This window comes from Kribbella sp. NPDC050470 (genome assembly GCF_044458365.1).
Lineage (GTDB): Bacteria > Actinomycetota > Actinomycetes > Propionibacteriales > Kribbellaceae > Kribbella.
In genome coordinates this window covers 47,813-63,407 of record NZ_JBITHV010000004.1, presented here as the reverse complement: position 1 = coordinate 63,407, position 15,595 = coordinate 47,813, and the positions used below count along the sequence as shown (strand labels likewise).

16 protein-coding genes are annotated in these 15,595 nt (G+C 69.7%); 8 read left to right on the top strand and 8 right to left on the bottom strand.

The genetic code is table 11. The features are described from left to right. The first annotated feature begins 31 nt into the window (after positions 1-31). The 3 genes from ACIBGM_RS12260 (at position 32) to ACIBGM_RS12250 (ending at position 2,196) form a co-directional block, all read left to right on the top strand. Positions 32-376, top strand: coding sequence for a tetratricopeptide repeat protein (locus ACIBGM_RS12260; RefSeq protein ID WP_396385431.1), 345 nt, complete (start codon positions 32-34; stop codon positions 374-376). Between the two features lie 108 nt (positions 377-484). Beyond that, a complete protein-coding gene (locus ACIBGM_RS12255; RefSeq protein ID WP_396385429.1) occupies positions 485-1,597 on the top strand; it encodes an LLM class flavin-dependent oxidoreductase in 1,113 nt (370 codons plus the stop codon). Further along, positions 1,594-2,196 (top strand): FMN reductase, encoded by a 603-nt coding sequence (locus tag ACIBGM_RS12250; RefSeq protein WP_396385428.1) that lies wholly within the window; start codon positions 1,594-1,596, stop codon positions 2,194-2,196. Before ACIBGM_RS12255 ends, ACIBGM_RS12250 begins: the two co-directional genes overlap by 4 nt. Here ACIBGM_RS12250 and ACIBGM_RS12245 read toward each other — a convergent pair. Continuing rightward, positions 2,186-2,953 carry a TetR/AcrR family transcriptional regulator gene (locus ACIBGM_RS12245; protein ID WP_360518912.1) on the bottom strand — a complete coding sequence of 256 codons (768 nt, stop codon included), beginning with the start codon at positions 2,951-2,953 and terminating at the stop codon, positions 2,186-2,188. The two genes, ACIBGM_RS12250 and ACIBGM_RS12245, sit on opposite strands and share 11 nt — an antisense overlap. 94 nt (positions 2,954-3,047) lie before the next feature. On the opposite strand from ACIBGM_RS12245, the gene ACIBGM_RS12240 reads away from it, so the two are divergent. The 3 genes from ACIBGM_RS12240 to ACIBGM_RS12230 all read left to right on the top strand — a co-directional run bounded on the left by ACIBGM_RS12240 (position 3,048) and on the right by ACIBGM_RS12230 (position 5,779). Then, a complete protein-coding gene (locus tag ACIBGM_RS12240) occupies positions 3,048-4,001 on the top strand; it encodes an ATP-binding cassette domain-containing protein (protein WP_360518909.1) in 954 nt (317 codons plus the stop codon). Positions 4,002-4,077: 76 nt separating this feature from the next. Further along, positions 4,078-4,872: an ABC transporter permease gene (locus tag ACIBGM_RS12235; RefSeq protein ID WP_396385427.1), complete on the top strand. Its 795-nt coding sequence runs from the start codon at positions 4,078-4,080 to the stop codon at positions 4,870-4,872. Positions 4,873-4,900: 28 nt separating this feature from the next. Continuing rightward, positions 4,901-5,779: an FkbM family methyltransferase gene (locus ACIBGM_RS12230; protein ID WP_396385426.1), complete on the top strand. Its 879-nt coding sequence runs from the start codon at positions 4,901-4,903 to the stop codon at positions 5,777-5,779. On the opposite strand, the gene ACIBGM_RS12225 is transcribed toward ACIBGM_RS12230, so the two are convergent. Next, positions 5,776-6,543, bottom strand: a complete 768-nt coding sequence (locus tag ACIBGM_RS12225) for an SDR family NAD(P)-dependent oxidoreductase (RefSeq protein ID WP_396385425.1) — start codon at positions 6,541-6,543, stop codon at positions 5,776-5,778. The two genes, ACIBGM_RS12230 and ACIBGM_RS12225, sit on opposite strands and share 4 nt — an antisense overlap. Positions 6,544-6,641: 98 nt before the next feature. Here ACIBGM_RS12225 and ACIBGM_RS12220 point away from each other — a divergent pair, with 98 nt between their 5' ends. Next, positions 6,642-7,181, top strand: a complete 540-nt coding sequence (locus ACIBGM_RS12220) for a GNAT family protein (protein ID WP_360518897.1) — start codon at positions 6,642-6,644, stop codon at positions 7,179-7,181. Here ACIBGM_RS12220 and ACIBGM_RS12215 read toward each other — a convergent pair. Genes ACIBGM_RS12215 through ACIBGM_RS12190 form a run of 6 tightly spaced genes read right to left on the bottom strand, consistent with a single transcriptional unit; the run spans position 7,178 to position 13,904 of the window. Beyond that, the gene (locus tag ACIBGM_RS12215; protein ID WP_396385424.1) at positions 7,178-7,993 is read right to left on the bottom strand and encodes a bifunctional allantoicase/(S)-ureidoglycine aminohydrolase; all 816 of its coding nucleotides are present in this window, start codon (positions 7,991-7,993) and stop codon (positions 7,178-7,180) included. The genes ACIBGM_RS12220 and ACIBGM_RS12215 overlap by 4 nt on opposite strands. Then, positions 7,990-9,321: an allantoinase AllB gene (gene allB, locus ACIBGM_RS12210; RefSeq protein ID WP_396385422.1), complete on the bottom strand. Its 1,332-nt coding sequence runs from the start codon at positions 9,319-9,321 to the stop codon at positions 7,990-7,992. Before allB ends, ACIBGM_RS12215 begins: the two co-directional genes overlap by 4 nt. Continuing rightward, entirely contained in the window at positions 9,318-10,427 is a 1,110-nt protein-coding gene (locus ACIBGM_RS12205) for a glycerate kinase (RefSeq protein WP_360518888.1), read from the bottom strand. Before ACIBGM_RS12205 ends, allB begins: the two co-directional genes overlap by 4 nt. Beyond that, entirely contained in the window at positions 10,424-12,196 is a 1,773-nt protein-coding gene (gene gcl, locus ACIBGM_RS12200) for a glyoxylate carboligase (RefSeq protein ID WP_360518885.1), read from the bottom strand. The genes ACIBGM_RS12205 and gcl overlap by 4 nt, the downstream gene beginning before the upstream one ends. Beyond that, positions 12,196-13,080, bottom strand: a complete 885-nt coding sequence (locus ACIBGM_RS12195; RefSeq protein WP_360518882.1) for a 2-hydroxy-3-oxopropionate reductase — start codon at positions 13,078-13,080, stop codon at positions 12,196-12,198. Before ACIBGM_RS12195 ends, gcl begins: the two co-directional genes overlap by 1 nt. A gap of 23 nt (positions 13,081-13,103) precedes the next feature. Next, a complete protein-coding gene (locus ACIBGM_RS12190; RefSeq protein ID WP_396385421.1) occupies positions 13,104-13,904 on the bottom strand; it encodes a hydroxypyruvate isomerase family protein in 801 nt (266 codons plus the stop codon). 155 nt (positions 13,905-14,059) lie between these two features. Between ACIBGM_RS12190 and ACIBGM_RS12185 the strand changes: the two genes are divergently transcribed. Beyond that, positions 14,060-15,592: a PucR family transcriptional regulator gene (locus ACIBGM_RS12185; protein ID WP_396385419.1), complete on the top strand. Its 1,533-nt coding sequence runs from the start codon at positions 14,060-14,062 to the stop codon at positions 15,590-15,592. Positions 15,593-15,595: the final 3 nt, after the last annotated feature.

Sequence of the window (15,595 nt, the reverse complement as noted above, 5' to 3'; positions counted from 1 at the left end):
TCTTGTCCCCACCAGACAGGAGGTTCTCGCGATGGAAGATCTGCGTGCGTTGAGCTATGGGCTCGGGCAGCAATACTTCGACGAGCGGGACTACCGTGGCGCGATCCGGGCGCTGCGGCCGGTGGTGGAGGAGACTCCGGACGATGTCGGCACGCGGCTGCTGCTCGCCCGCGCCTACTACCACGCGGCCTTGCTGAAGCCGGCCGAGGAGCACCTGCTGGAGGTCATCGAGCGGGAGCCGACCGAGTACTACGCGCACCTGATGCTGGCGCGGACACTCGAGCGGCAGTCGCGGCCCGACGAGGCCGGCAAGCACCGCCGGATCGCGGCGGCGCTCACCGGTGACGACGAACTGCTCAAGCCCCACCGCGTCTGAGCTGACGCTGCGCGGCGTGCCGGTCGCGGGGAATGCCCCGACCATGGAATGGCGTTGTGCAGGTCAAGGTAGTTTAATAGTGAACTACTACAGTCTGGAGGAGGACAGATGCAGTTCGGTGTGTTCAGCGTCGGCGACGTGACCGAGGACCCGACCACCGGTCAGACGGTGAGCGAGGCCGAGCGGATCAAGGCCATGGTCGCGATCGCGCTGAAGGCCGAGGAGGTGGGCCTGGACGTGTTCGCGCAGGGTGAGCACCACAACCCGCCGTTCGTGCCGTCCTCCCCCACCACGCAACTCGGGTTCATCGCGGCGAAGACGTCGAGGATCGTGCTGTCCACCGCGACCACCCTGATCACCACCAACGACCCGGTGAAGATCGCCGAGGACTACGCGATGCTGCAGCACCTGGCCGACGGCCGGGTCGACCTGATGATGGGTCGCGGCAACACCGGCCCGGTGTATCCGTGGTTCGGCCAGGACATCCGCAACGGCATCGGGCTCGCAGTCGAAAACTACGCGCTCCTGCGCCGGCTGTGGCGTGAGGACGTGGTCGACTGGGAGGGCAAGTTCCGGACGCCGCTGCAGGGCTTCACCGCGACGCCGCGGCCGCTCGACGGCGTACCTCCGTTCGTGTGGCACGGGTCGATCCGCTCACCCGAGATCGCCGAGCAGGCGGCGTACTACGGTGACGGGTTCTTCCACAACAACATCTTCTGGCCGGTCACCCACACCAAGCGGATGATCGAGCTCTACCGCAGCCGCTTCGAGCACTACGGGCACGGCGCCGCGGACCAGGCGATCGTCGGCCTCGGCGGTCAGGTCTTCATGCGGAAGAACTCGCAGGACGCGGTCCGGGAGTTCCGGCCGTACTTCGACAACGCGCCGGTCTACGGGCACGGCCCGTCGCTGGAGGACTTCAGCCGGGAGACTCCGCTGACGGTCGGCAGTCCGCAGGAAGTGATCGAGCGGACGCTGACGTTCCGGGAGCACTTCGGTGACTACCAGCGGCAGCTGTTCCTGATCGACCACGCCGGACTGCCGTTGAAGACCGTGCTCGAGCAGCTGGACATCCTCGGCGAGGAGGTCGTGCCGGTGCTGCGCAAGGAGTTCGCCGCGAAGAAGCCGGCTCACGTGCCGGACGCGCCGACGCACGCCTCCCTGAAGGCCGCAGCCGAGCGGGCGCGGGACCTGGAGACGATCGAGGAGCCGACGGTATGACCGAGCGTGTGATCGCCGTGGTGACGGCCGGGCTGACGACCCCTTCGTCGTCCCGGCTGCTCGCCGACCAACTGGCCGCCGCGGTGCGCGACGAGTTGTCCGGTCGCGGGATCGAGTCGCGGGTCGAGCTGATCGAGGTGCGGGACCACGCCCACGACCTGACCAACAACCTGCTCACTGGCTTCCCGACGGCCGAGCTCGGCAAGGTGCTCGACACGGTCACCAAGGCCGACGCCCTGATCGCGGTGACGCCGACGTTCAGCGCGTCGTACAGCGGGCTGTTCAAGATGTTCTTCGACGTGCTCGACGACAAGGCGCTGGCCGGCAAGCCCGTGCTGCTCGCCGCGACCGGCGGCACCGAGCGGCACTCCCTGGTGCTCGACTTCGCCCTGCGGCCGCTGTTCGCCTACCTGAAGGCGCTCCCGGTCGCGACCGGCGTGTACGCCGCCTCCACCGACTGGGGCAGCGGCGCCACCAAGCTCCGCACCCGGATCGCCCAGGCCGCAACCGAGCTGGTGGCCGCCCTCCACCACGAGATCCCGACCCAGGCCGACCCGTACGAGAACCCCACCCCGTTCGAGGACCTGCTCAACGGCTAGCGATCAGCAGCTCGATCCCGTCCAGGATCCGGGTCAGCCCGAACTGCAGCGCATGCGCGGGATCGATGACGGACTGGAAGTGCTCGCCGACCGAGGTGCCGACGCGGCCGGCCACCGGGAATCGGTCGGCCGCACCGGCCATGACGTAGGTGAGCGTGGGTGAGATCTCCCGCCACCACTCCTGGTCGGACAGACCGGTCTCGCGCTGGGTGCGGAGTTGCTCCGCGCCCGCGCGGGCGGTGCCGTGGACGTGGGTGAGGACGAGCGTCAGCGCGGAGTCCATTTCGACGTCGGTCAGGCCGAGCCCGTCCAGCGGACGGAGCTCGGCTTCGTACTTCAAGGTGATGTTCGGCCCGAGCGCGTTCCGCATCGTCGGGACCTCGTGGATCCACGGATGCTTCACCAGGACGTCCCAGTTGCGCTGAGCGATGAACTCCAGCGCTCCTCGCCAGCCTCCTGACTGCCGGGCCGGCTCGTCGACGTCGGCGTAGAGGTCGCCGTACACGCTGTCGAACATCAGGTCTGTCAGCTCACCCTTGCCCGGCACGTGCGTGTAGAGCGACATCGTGCCGACTTTCAGCTGCTCCGCGACGGTCCGCATGGACACCGCGTCGAGCCCTTGCGTGTCCGCCAACTCGATCGCGGTGCCGACGATCGAGCGCACGGTCAGGCCGGACCGGCCGGGCTTGGTGTGACTGCCCCACAACAGCGCCAGACTGCGCGCCGGATCGGGCGCGGCCGACTTCTTCGGACTCAAGGGAACAAACTCCAACCGCTCGTCGTTGACCGCATCGTACCTGAGTCGTACGGTGTACGGTACACCCTACGATTCATTCGGCGAGAGGTGGGAAGTGACTACGGAACGTGTGATCGAGGCCGTCGGCGTACGGAAGAACTACAAGGGCGGCACCGAGGGGGCGGGGCTGAACGGTTTCGACCTGGAGGTCACGGCCGGCACCGTGACGGGCCTGCTCGGGCCCAACGGCGCCGGCAAGACGACAGCGGTGCGGATCCTGTCCACACTGCTCGAGATGGACTCCGGCACCGCGACGATCGCGGGGTACGACGTTCGCCGGCAGGGCGCCGAGGTACGGCGCCGGATCGGGCTCGTCGGCCAGTACGCGGCGGTCGACGAGGTGCTGACCGGCCGGCAGAACCTGGTCATGTTCGGCCGGCTGAACCACCTGGGCCACGCGGCCTCGGTCCGGCGGGCGGACGAGTTGCTCGAGCGGTTCAGCCTGACCGAGGCGGCCGGGCAGGCGGTCACGAAGTACTCCGGCGGGATGCGGCGGCGGCTCGACCTGGCGGCCAGCCTGATCGTGGCGCCGTCGGTGCTGTTCGTCGACGAGCCGACCACCGGGCTGGACCCGGCCGGCCGGATCGAGGTGTGGAACGCCGTCCGGCAACTGGTCGACGGCGGGACGACGGTGCTGCTGACCACGCAGTACCTGGAGGAGGCGGATCAGCTGGCGAACCGGATCTCGATGCTCAAGGCCGGGAAGGTGGTGGCCGAGGGCACTCCGGACGAGTTGAAGACCCAGCTCGGGTCCGACTGGCTGGACCTGGTGCTGGCGGATCCCGCCGACGTGACGCAGGTGATCGAGCTGGCAAAGCCCCTGGCGGACGGGGAGATCCGGGTGACCGACGTCCGGATCAGCGTGCCGGTGAAGGACCGGACGCGGGCGCTGGTGACGATTGCGAATTCCTTGCACGAAGCAAAGATCGAACCGGAGGACATCACGCTGCGCAGACCGACGCTGGACGAAGTGTTCCTGCACCTGACCGGGCCGGAGGTGGCGGCGTGAACGAGCGGAGCGAGTTCATCATCAAGCACAGGCGGCTCGTGTCCTCATCCGCGCCCGGAGCGAAGCGAGGACGTGGATGAGTACGCTCGGGTGGACCTTGGCGGACAGCTGGACGATCGCGCGGCGGACGCTGACGCACTGGCGGAACCAGCCGGGGCTGATCGTCTTCAACTGGTTGTTCCCGGTGCTGATGCTGCTGATGTTCGGCAGCCTGCTCGGCGGCGCGATGGACTTCCCCGAGGGCGAGTCGTACTACGAACTGCTGGTGCCCGGGATCTTCGCGCTGGCGATGCTGTTCGGGCTCGAGGGCACGATGACGGCGGTGACCACGGACAAGGACAAGGGGGTGACGGACCGGTTCCGGTCGCTGCCGATGAGCTCGACGGCCGTGGTGCTGGGCCGGTGCATCGCGGACATGCTCGACTCGGTGGTCACTCTGATCGTGCTGGCCGCGGCCGGGCTCGCGCTCGGGTGGCGCTGGCATGAAGGGCTGCCGGCGGCACTTGCGGCCTTCGGGTTGCTGCTCTTGCTGCGGTTCGCGTTGCTGTGGGTCGGGATCTTCATCGGGCTGTCGGTGAAGAACGCTCAGAGCGTGACCGTGGTGCAGGTGCTGGTCTGGCCGATCGGCTTCCTGTCCAGCGCGTTCGTCGCCACCTCGACGATGCCCGACTGGCTCGGCACCATCGCCCAGTGGAACCCGTTGTCCGCAACGGCTACCGCGTCCCGAGCCCTGTTCGGCAACCCGGACCCATCAGCGACGGCAACCTGGATCGGCAACCACGCGGAGATCGCGGCGATCGTCTCTCCCCTCGTCCTGATCGCCGTCTTCCTCCCGCTGTCCGCCCACCGCTACCGCACCCTCTCGCAGTAGGCCGGCCGCGATCGGGTACCAGGCGTAGGTGACCCAACTGCTGTGGCGCTCAGCGCACGTCCTCGCACGTGCGCTGAGCCCACACGCCGCCCGCCGAACCGCCCGCCTGGCCGGAGCCATCGAGGGCCGCACCGACGCCGGAGTACATCGCGTCGCCCTGCGCATCTCACCCCGCCTGGCCGACGCCAACCCCTGGCTCGTCAAGGTCTCGCCCGACTGGGCGACTCCCACAGTCTCGGTACGACGCCAGGGCCTGCAACTCGAGCTGGACCTGCGCGACAACCTGCAGGCAGTCCTCTACTACGCCGGCCGCTACGAGCCAACTGTCCGCCGATTCCTGCTGCGCGAGCTGCGGCAAGGCGACGTCATGCTCGACGTAGGAGCGAACATCGGCCTGCACGCGCTCACCGCCGCCAAGCGCTTGAAGCGCCTAGGTGGCGGCCGCGTCATCGCGTTCGAGCCGGCCACCGACTGCCTGGCCAAGCTCCGCGCCGGGGCGGAGCGCAACAGCCTGCAGGTGGAAATCGTGCCGGCCGCACTCGGAGAGCGCGCGAGCTACGCGGCGCTCAGAGCGGACAGCCGGTACGACGAGGCTGACGCCGGTGTGCGATCCCTCTACGGCAACGGGACCGTGGTGCAGGAGGTGCCCGTGGTCACGCTGGGCGACTGGTCCCGGGACCACGGACTCGACCGGCTCGACATCGTGAAGATGGACATCGAGGGCGCCGAGCTGGCTGCCCTCTCCGGAGCCACGCAAACCCTGACGCGGCTGCGACCACGGGCCCTGCTGGTGGAGGACAAGAGGCCGGAGACGCGAACGCGACTGCACGCCGTACTCGCTCGGCTCGGGTATCGGCCCACCGGGGACGTGCTGGACCACAACGCCCTGTTCCGGCCGGTTGCCTAGGGCATCAACTGGCCGCCGTTGACCTCGATGATCTGGCCGGTGACGTAGGAGCTCATCGCGTCCGAGGCGAGGAACAGGATGGTGCCGACGCACTCGTGCGGGGTGCCGGTGCGGCCCATCGGGATGGTGGCGATCATGCCGTTCAGCTGCTCCTCGCCGGTGTGCCGGTCGTGGAACGGCGTCTTGATCACGCCGGGTGAGATGGCATTGACCCGGATCCCCTCGGGGGCGAGCTCCTTGGCCAGGCCGCGGGTGAACGTGCTGACCGCGCCCTTGCTGGTCGCGTACACGACCGAGCCACCGCCACCGCCGTGCCGGCCGGCGATCGAGGTGACGTTGATGATGGTGCCGCCGCCCTGGGTCCGGAACACCGGCACGATCCGGCGGGAGAGCGCGAACACCGAAGTCAGGTTCACGTCCAGGATCCGGTGGAACTCCTCGTCCGGCACCTCGCTGACCGGTGCGCGGTTGATCAGGTCACCGGCGTTGTTCACCAGCACGTCGATCCGGCCGTGCTCGGCGAGCACGTCGTCGATCAGCTTGCCCGCCGACACCGGGTCGGCCAGGTCCGCCTGGTGGACGGTCGCCGTACCGCCGGCGGTCTGGACTGCGCCCAGCGTGTGCTTCGCGCCCTCGGAGTTGCGGTGGTAGTGCAGCGCGACCGTCGCCCCGGTCTCGGCGAACCCGACCGCCGCCGCGGCCCCGATCCCGCTGCTCGCGCCGGTCACCACGACGACCTGATCCCTGAAATCCAGATATGCCATGCGGCCTATCCTGCCCCGGCCGGGTCGGGGCCGCGCGCGGAAGGGTGTACGCGCCGGGAGAGGGTTTGCCCAGGCAGCGTCGGCGGTAGATTTCATGGATGGGATATGCGCTGGGGCAGCTGGATCTTCGGCGGTGGCGAACGGCGGACGCGCTGCGGTTGTCGGCGGCGCACCAGGATCCCGAGATGGTGAACCAGGGCGGGATCGTGGACACGGCGTCGGCGGTCGACTGGATCGGCCGGGTGGCCGACCTGGACAACGGCCACGTCTACGCCGTGGCGGACGCCGAGGACCACCCGATCGGGTGCGTCGCGGTGACGAACATCGACCGGCACCAGGTCGGCTGGACCTGGTACTGGACGCTCGCCGAGGTCCGCGGCCAGGGCATCGCCCGCGACGCGCTCCGCGCCCTCGCCAACTGGGCCCACCAGGAGGCCGGCCTCTACCGCCTCGAGCTCGGCCACCGCACCAACAACCCGGCCTCCTGCAGCGTGGCCGCCGGCGCCGGCTTCCTCTACGAAGGCCTGGAACGCCAACGCCTCGCCTACGACGGCACCCGGTACGACGTCGAACGCCACGCCCGCCTGGCCACCGACCCCCTCCATCCCCCGCAGCGCCCGGTGACGATCAGTCTCTAGAGGGTCAGCTTCGGGTGCCGGTTGACGTCCTTGTAAAGCAGGTAGCGGAAGCGGCCGGGGCCGCCGGCGTAGCAGGCCTGGGGGCAGAAGGCGCGGAGCCACATGAAGTCGCCCTCCTGCACCTCGACCCAGTCCTTGTTCAGGAGGTAGACGGCCTTGCCTTCGAGGACGTACAGGCCGTGCTCCATCACGTGCGTCTCCGGGAACGGGATCACGCCGCCGGGCTCGAAGCTGACGATGTTGACGTGCATGTCGTGCCGTACGTCGTCCGGGTCGACGAACCGCTGCGTCTTCCAGCGGCCCTCGGTGCCCGGCATCTCCACACCCTTGACGTCCACCTCGTTGGTGACGAACGGCTCGGGTACGTCGATCCCCTCCACCCGCTCGTACGCCTTCCGGACCAGGTGGAACCGGGCGACCCGCTCGCTGGTGTTGTGCAGCGTCCAGTCGGCCGCCGGCGGCAGGAACGCGTACCCGCCCGGCCCGAGGTCGTGCTTCTCACCGGCGACCGTCAGCGTCACGTTGCCCTCGACAACGAACACGACCGCCTCGGCGCCCGGGTCGGTCTCCGGCCTGTCACTGCCGCCGCCCGGCGCGACCTCCACGATGTACTGCGAGAACGTCTCGGCGAACCCGGACAACGGCCGCGCGATCACCCACAGCCGCGTGTCGTTCCAGAACGGCAGCCGGCTGGTGACGATGTCGCGCATGGTCCCGCGCGGCAGGACGGCGTACGCCTCGGTGAAGACGGCGCGGTCGGTTGTCAGGTCGGTCTGGGCAGGCAGCCCACCGCTCGGAGAGTAGTAGGTCATCCGTGTCCTCCTCGGGTCAGCAGCCGTCCTCGGGGGCCAGCGTCGATGTCGACCAGGGCGCCGCGCAGCCAGGTGCTGCGGACGACGCCGTCGAGCCGGCGTCCGTCGTACGGGGTGATGGCGTGCTTGTGGTGCAGGGTGCTCGCGTCCACCACGAACGTCGCGTCCGGGGCGAAGACGCAGAAGTCGGCGTCGTACCCGGTCTCGATCCTGCCTTTGAGCGGAACGGCGGGCGCCTGACACATCCAGCGTGCGACGTCGGCCAGCGTGAAGCCGCGCGCGCGGGCCCCGGTCCAGACGGCGGAGAGGCCGAGCTGGAGGGAGGCGATCCCGCCCCAGGCCTCGCCGAAGTCGCCGGTGTCGAGGCGTTTGAGCTCGATCGTGGACGGCGAGTGGTCGGACACGACCAGGTCGATCACGCCGTCGCGCAGGCCGTCCCAGAGCAGCTCGCGGTTCGCGGCCTCCCGGATCGGCGGGCAGCACTTGTACTGCGTGGCGCCGTCGGGGATCTCCTCCGCGGTGAAGGTCAGGTAGTGCGGGCAGGTCTCGGCGGTGATCCGGACGCCCGACTGTCGTGCCCGGGCGATCATCGGGAGGACGTCGGCGCAGGACACGTGCAGGATGTGGACGCGGCAACCTGTCCGTCGGGCGAGCTCGATGACGCCGGCGACGGCTCTGGTCTCTGCTGCGCGGGGCCGGGACAGCAGGAAGGCTTGGTAGCTGGCGCCCTTCGGTGATGGTGCGTCGTCGATCCGGTGCGCGTCCTCGGCGTGCACGATCAGCAGGCCGTCGAACGCGGTGATCTCGCGCATGACGAGCCTGAGCTCGTCCTGCGCCAGCGGCGGGAACTCGTCGACGCCGCTGTGCAGGAGGAAGCACTTGAAGCCGAAGACCCCGGCGTCGTGCAGCGGGCGCAGCTGGGCGAGATTGCCCGGGATAGCGCCGCCCCAGAAGCCGACGTCGACGTACGCCTGGCCGGCCGCGGTCTTCCGCTTCAGCTCCAGCGCAGGTACGTCGCAGGTCGGCGGGATGCTGTTGAGCGGCATGTCGATGATCGTGGTGACGCCGCCGGCAGCGGCTGCCCGGGTCGCGGAGGTGAAGCCTTCCCAGTCCGTGCGACCGGGGTCGTTCACGTGCACGTGCGAGTCGACCAGGCCGGGCATCAGCACCTCGTCGTCGGCCAGGATCAGCTCTCGGGCGGCGTCGAGCTGGGCGTCGTACGGCGCTATGGCGGCGATCCGACCGTCCCGCACCCCGACCGCATGCGGGGCTTCACCCGCGGCGGTGATCACGCGGCGAGCCCTGATGACGAGATCCAGCGAGGTCATGCGATGCCCCTCTCGGTTGCTGTCATCGTAGATCTCGGCAGGTGACCGGCCGCGATCTTCTCGCCGAGTTGCCGGAGCAGCGGGATCGGCTCGCCGATACAACGCCGTACGTCGGGCTCGAGGTCGGTCAACGCGTAGGCGGCCGCGATCCCGGCTTCCTCGAGCCTGTGGCGGTCGAGCCGATTGGTGCCGCACACGGCCACCACCAGAACCCCCGCCGCCCGAGCCGCCGCCGCCACTCCCGCGACCGCCTTCCCATGCAACGTCTGCTCGTCCAGCGCACCCTCGCCGGTGACTACGAGGTCCGCGCCTTGGAGCTGCTCGTGGAAGCGAACGAGATCGAGCATCAGCCCGATCCCGGGCCGCAGTTCGGCCCCCAGCAGGGCGACCGCCGCAAACCCCACTCCACCCGCTGCCCCGGCCCCGGGTACATCCCGCAGGTCACGCCCGGTCTCCCGAGCCACGAGATCCGCCCACCGGCCGAGAGCAGCATCCAGCTGCGCGACTTGGGCGGTGTCGGCGCCCTTCTGCGGCCCGTAGACAGCTGCAGCACCCGACGGCCCGGTCAGAGGGTTGTCGACGTCACACGCCACCACAACCTCGACACCAGCGATCCGCTCACGAAGTGCGGTCAGCTCCAGGGATTCCTCACTGATGGTGGCACCCATGGCGCGGACCAGGCCGGTGCCGCCGTCGGTGGAGGCGCTGCCGCCGATGCCCAGGATCACCCGGGTGCAGCCGTTGTCGATGGCCGCGGCCATCAGCTCGCCGGTGCCGCGGGAGGTTGCGGTCATGGGTGCGAACCGGCCGCCGGGGAGGCGGACCAGGCCTGAGGCGTCCGCGAGCTCTACGACTGCGGTGTCGCCGCGGCGGGCGAACCCACTGCGCACGCGCGAGCCGGTCGGGCCGGTCACGGTCACCGCGACCAGTTCGAATCCGGCGGCGACGGCGGCGGCGAGGGTGCCGTCGCCGCCGTCGGCCACTGGTACGGCGTCCACGGTCACGTCGGGGTCGGCACGCCGTACCCCTTCGCGAACCGCCACCGCCACCTGGTTGCTGGTGAGGCTGCCCTTGAACTTGTCGGAGGCAACCACCACGCGGGTCATCGGACCGCGATGGCGGTCGGGGCGTCCTCGGGGCGCTCCGCCAGGTCTTCGAACTCGGTCACGTTGTCGATCTCCAGGCCCATCGAGACGTTGGTGACGCGTTCGAGGATGACCTCGACGACGACCGGCACCTGGAACTCGGCCATGAGCTTCTTGGCCTTCTCCAGGGCGGGCAGGATCTCGTCGGGCTCGGTGACCCGGAGGGCCTTGCAGCCCAGGCCTTCGGCGACCTTGACGTGGTCGACGCCGTAGCCGTTGACCTCGGGGCTGTTGATGTTCTCGAAGGACAGCTGCACGCAGAAGTCCATGTCGAACCCGCGCTGCGCCTGACGGATCAGACCGAGGTAGGAGTTGTTCACGACGACGTGGACGTACGGGATGTTGAACTGCGCGCCGACCGCCAGCTCCTCGATCAGGAACTGGAAGTCGTAGTCACCCGACAGCGCGACCACAGTGCTCTCCGGGTCCGCCACCGCGACCCCCAGCGTCGCCGGAACGGTCCACCCCAGCGGCCCAGCCTGGCCGGCATTGATCCAGTGCCGCGGCCGGTAGACGTGCAACATCTGAGCCGCCTGGATCTGCGACAGCCCGATGGTCGACACGTAGCGGGTGTCCGGCCCGAACGCCCGGTTCATCTCCTCGTAGACCCGCTGCGGCTTGATCGGCACGACGTCGAAGTGCGTCTTGCGCAGCAACGCCGTACGGCGTTCCTGACACTCCGCAACCCACGCGGACCGGTCCGCCAGGCGACCGTCGGCGACCCACTCCCGCGCGACCTCGACGAACACCTCGAGCGCGGCGCGCGCATCGGACACGATGCCGTAGTCCGGCGAGAACACCCGGCCGATCTGCGTCGGCTCGATGTCGACGTGGATGAACTTGCGGCCCTCGGTGTAGGTCCCGACCGACCCGGTGTGCCGGTTGGCCCACCGGTTGCCGATGCCGAACACCAGGTCCGAGGCGAGCAGCGTCGCGTTCCCGTAGCGGTGCGAGGTCTGCAGCCCGACCATGCCGGCCATCAGCCGGTGGTCGTCCGGGATCGAGCCCCAGCCCATCAGCGTCGGTACGACGGGCACCCCGACCAACTCGGCGAACTCGACCAGCAGGTCGGACGCGTCCGCGTTGATGATCCCGCCACCGGCCACGAGCAGCGGCCGCTCCGCGGCGTTCAGCATCGCGAGAGCCTTCTCCGCCTGTGCCCGCGTCGCGGCCGGCTTGGCCACCGGCAGCGGTTCGTACGTCTCGATGTCGAAGTCGATCTCGGCCAGCTGGACGTCCAGCGGCAGGTCGATCAGCACCGGACCCGGGCGGCCGTCCCGCATCAGCTGGAAGGCCTTCTGGAAGGTGCCGGGCACCTGCGCCGGCTCCATCACCGTGACCGCCCACTTCGCGACCGGCTTGGCGATCGAGGCGATGTCGACGGCCTGGAAGTCCTCCTTGTGCAGCTTGGCGACCGGCGCCTGGCCGGTGATGCACAGGATCGGGATCGAGTCCGCGGAGGCGGAGTACAGCCCGGTGATCATGTCGGTGCCGGCCGGTCCCGACGTACCGATGCAGACGCCGATGTTGCCGGCCTTCGCCCGGGTGTAGCCCTCGGCCATGTGGGACGCGCCCTCGACGTGGCGGGCCAGCACGTGCTTGATCCCGCCGTGCTTCTTCATCGCGCTGTAGAAGGGGTTGATCGCGGCACCGGGCAGCCCGAAGGTCTGGGTGGAGCCTTCCTTCTCCAGGATCAGGACCGCGGCGTCGACCGCGCGCATGCGTGCCATCAGCCCGACGCCTTTCCGGACAGGCGCTCCACGCCACGCAGCAGCGCGGAGTGGTCGAGGCCGCCGTCACCGTTGGCCCGGGCGGACGCGACCAACTGGGCGACGAGCGAGCCGAGCGGTACGGCGACACCCGCCTCGCGGGCTGCGGCGGTGACGATGCCCATGTCCTTGTGGTGCAGGTCGATCCGGAAGCCGGGCTGGAACGAGCGCCCCAGCATGTTCTCCTTCTTCTGGTTCAGCACCGAGGACCCGGCCAGGCCACCGCCGAGGACCTCCAGGGCGGCCTTGGTGTCGACGCCGTACGCCTCCAGGAAGACGACGGACTCGGCCAGCGCCTGGATGTTGGCGGCAACGATCAGCTGGTTCGCCGCCTTGACGGTCTGGCCGGATCCGCTCGGGCCGACGTGCACGACGGTCTTGCCGACCACGTCGAACAACGGCTTGGCGGCCTCGAAGTCGTCCGCGTCGCCGCCGACCATGATCGACAGGGCGGCGTTCTTCGCGCCGGCCTCACCGCCGGAGACGGGAGCGTCCAGGATCCGGAAGCCGAGCGCCCGGGCCTGCTCGGCCAGCGACTGGGTGACGTCCGGCCGGATGCTGGAGAAGTCGATGATCAGCGAGCCGGTCTCGGCGTGCTGGAAGACGCCGTCCTCGCCGGCCAGGACCTCTTCGACGTCGGGTGAGTCGGGCACCATCACGCAGATCACGTCGGCGCCCTTGATCGCGTCGGCGACCGAGGTCGCGTACCGGCCGCCGGCCTCGACCAGCGGAGCGCCGCGCTCGGGAGTGCGGTCGAGGCCGGCGACGTTGTGACCGGCGGCGGCCAGGTGCACAGCCATCGGGCTGCCCATGATGCCGAGGCCGATGAAGGCGATGTTCGTCATGTCGGAGATCTCCCAAAGAGGTGTCAGCGGGCGGCGCGCGGCAGCCAGCCGAAGCTGTCGACGGTGGTGGTGGAGGGCTTGTACTCCAGGCCGATCCAGCCCGAGTAGCCGTTGGCCGTGAGCGCGTCGAGCTGCCGCGCGAGCGAGAGCGTGCCGGTGCCGGGCTCGTTGCGGCCGGGGGCGTCGGCGATCTGCACGTGCGCGATCCGGTCGGTGTGCTCGGCGATCACCCGGTCGACGTCGTCGCCGTTGACCGCGAGGTGGTAGAGGTCCGCGAGCAGCCCGACGTTCGGCGCCTGCACCCGGTCGATCACGGCCAGCGCGTCGGCGGCGGTCAGCAGCGGATACCGGTCCGCGCCGCTGACGGGCTCGACCAGTACGACGCCGTCGATCCGGGCCGCCGCCTGCGCGGCGAGCGCGAGGTTCTCGACCGCGAGGTCGTCCTGCTCACTCGGGGAGTGGCCGTCCTCGCGGTTGCCGTACAGCGCGTTGAAGGCCTGGCAGCCGAGTCGCTCGCCGATGCCGACGGTGACGTCGATGTTGTCCCGGAACTCGCCGGACCGCTTCGGCCAGGACACCAGGCCGCGGTCGCCGCCGGGCATGTCGCCGGCGAAGAAGTTCAGGCCGGTCAGCTGGACGCCGGCGTCCTGGATCGCGGTCACGAACGCGTCGACGTGCCGGTCGGTCGGCACCGCCTCGACGAACGGCCACCAGAACTCGACGGCGCCGAAGCCGGCCCGCCGGGCGGCCGCCGGGCGCTCCAGCAGCGGAAGCTCGGTGAACAGCAGCGAGCAGTTCACCGTGTAGCGCAGCGGATTGGTCATAGCATTCTCGACTTTCCGTATTGCGGAAGTTGAATTCTGTTCTGCGAAAAGACCATAGGTGGGCCAGCGCGCCGGCGTCAAGGGAAAGGTTTCCGGCCGGGTGCCCGGGCGTTGTACGTTCCTCTGAGAACCACACCGGGCGGAGGAGGTGCGCCGTGCTGCTGTCCGAGCTGCTCGACGCGCCCGAGCTCGGGCTCCGCCTGCTGCACCTGGCCGACGACTCACTCGCCCGTCCGGTCGGCCGGCTGGTCACCACCGACCTGCTCGAACCCGGCCGGTACCTGAGCGGCGGCGAGCTGGTGCTGACCGGCCTGGTCTGGCGCCGGAGCGAGGCGGACAGCGAGACCTTCGTCTCCTCGATGGCGGTCCGGGGCGCCACCACGATCCTGGCCGGGAAGGCGTTGCTCGGCGCCGTCCCCGAGGACCTGCTCGAGGCCTGCCACCGCCACCAGGTCACCCTCGTCGAGGTGCCCATCGAGGTCGCGTTCGCCGACATCACCGAGTACGTCGCCGCCGCAGGCTCGGCCGAGACGGGGATGCGGCTGTCCGCGAGCCTGGTACGGCAACGGCAACTGTTGTCGTCGATCGCGGCCGGCCGGAGTCTCGACGAGCTCGCGGACCGCATCTCCGCCGAGATCGGGCACGACTGCCGGGTGATCACGCCGACCGGCCGGCACGTCGTACCCGGGCCTGGTCGTCTGGACGAGGAAGTGCTCGACGTGCTCTCGCGGCGGTTCCTGACCGCGGACCGGACTCCTGCGGTCGCCGACGCCTTCGGTACGTCGTACAGCCTGTTCCCGGTCGGGTCGGGTCTGGGGAATCGGCTGACGGCGTGGGTGCTGGCGATCGAGGGCAACCACACGGACTGGTCCCGCGACCACGTCGAGGCAGTGCAAGAGCTGTGCGCGATCGCCGCGCTGGACAGGGCTCGCCGGGACGAAGGGCGGCTGGCGTTGCGGCCTCTGGTGGCTGACGCGCTGGCATTGGTCGAGTCGGGCGCACCGCATGCCGAAGTCGCCATCCGGCTGCGGCAGGCCGGTGCGCACTCGGACCTGCCGATGGTGGTCGCAGTGGCGGACCTGCGCGACGACGGGCCGAGCGAGGTCGCGATCACGCTGCTCGAGGATGTCGCGCTCACGTTCGGTCCCGCGGTCGTGGCGCCGGGGCGTAACGGGGTGCTCGTCGCGTTGCTGCCGTTCGTCCCCGGGCTGCCGGAGCAGCTCCGCCGAGCGTTCGGCCGGCTCTCCTCGGGGCTCGTGCGCGCGCGGCTCGCGGTCGGCGTCAGCGGCGAGACCGGCGTCGACGCGCTGGTGGGTGCGCTCGAGGAGGCCCGGTTCGCACATCGGGTCGCTCGATCGGGCAGTACGCCGGTGTCGGTGGTCACGTCGGAGGAAGTCGCCTCGCACGTCCTGCTGCTCGCCACGTTGCCCGACGACGTACGGCGTACCTACACCCACCGCGTCCTCGGGCCCGTGCTCGAACACGATCGCCGTACCAACGCCGACCTGCTCGCCACGCTGCAGGAGTTCCTCGCCTGCGACGGCTCGTGGTCGCGGGCGGCCGAGGCTCTACACCTTCATGTCAACACCGTTCGCTACCGGATCGAACGCGTTGAGCAACTGACCGGTCGCGATCTGTCCCGGCTCGAGGACCGGGTGGACGTGTTCCTCGCTCTCAAGTCGCTCTGAACC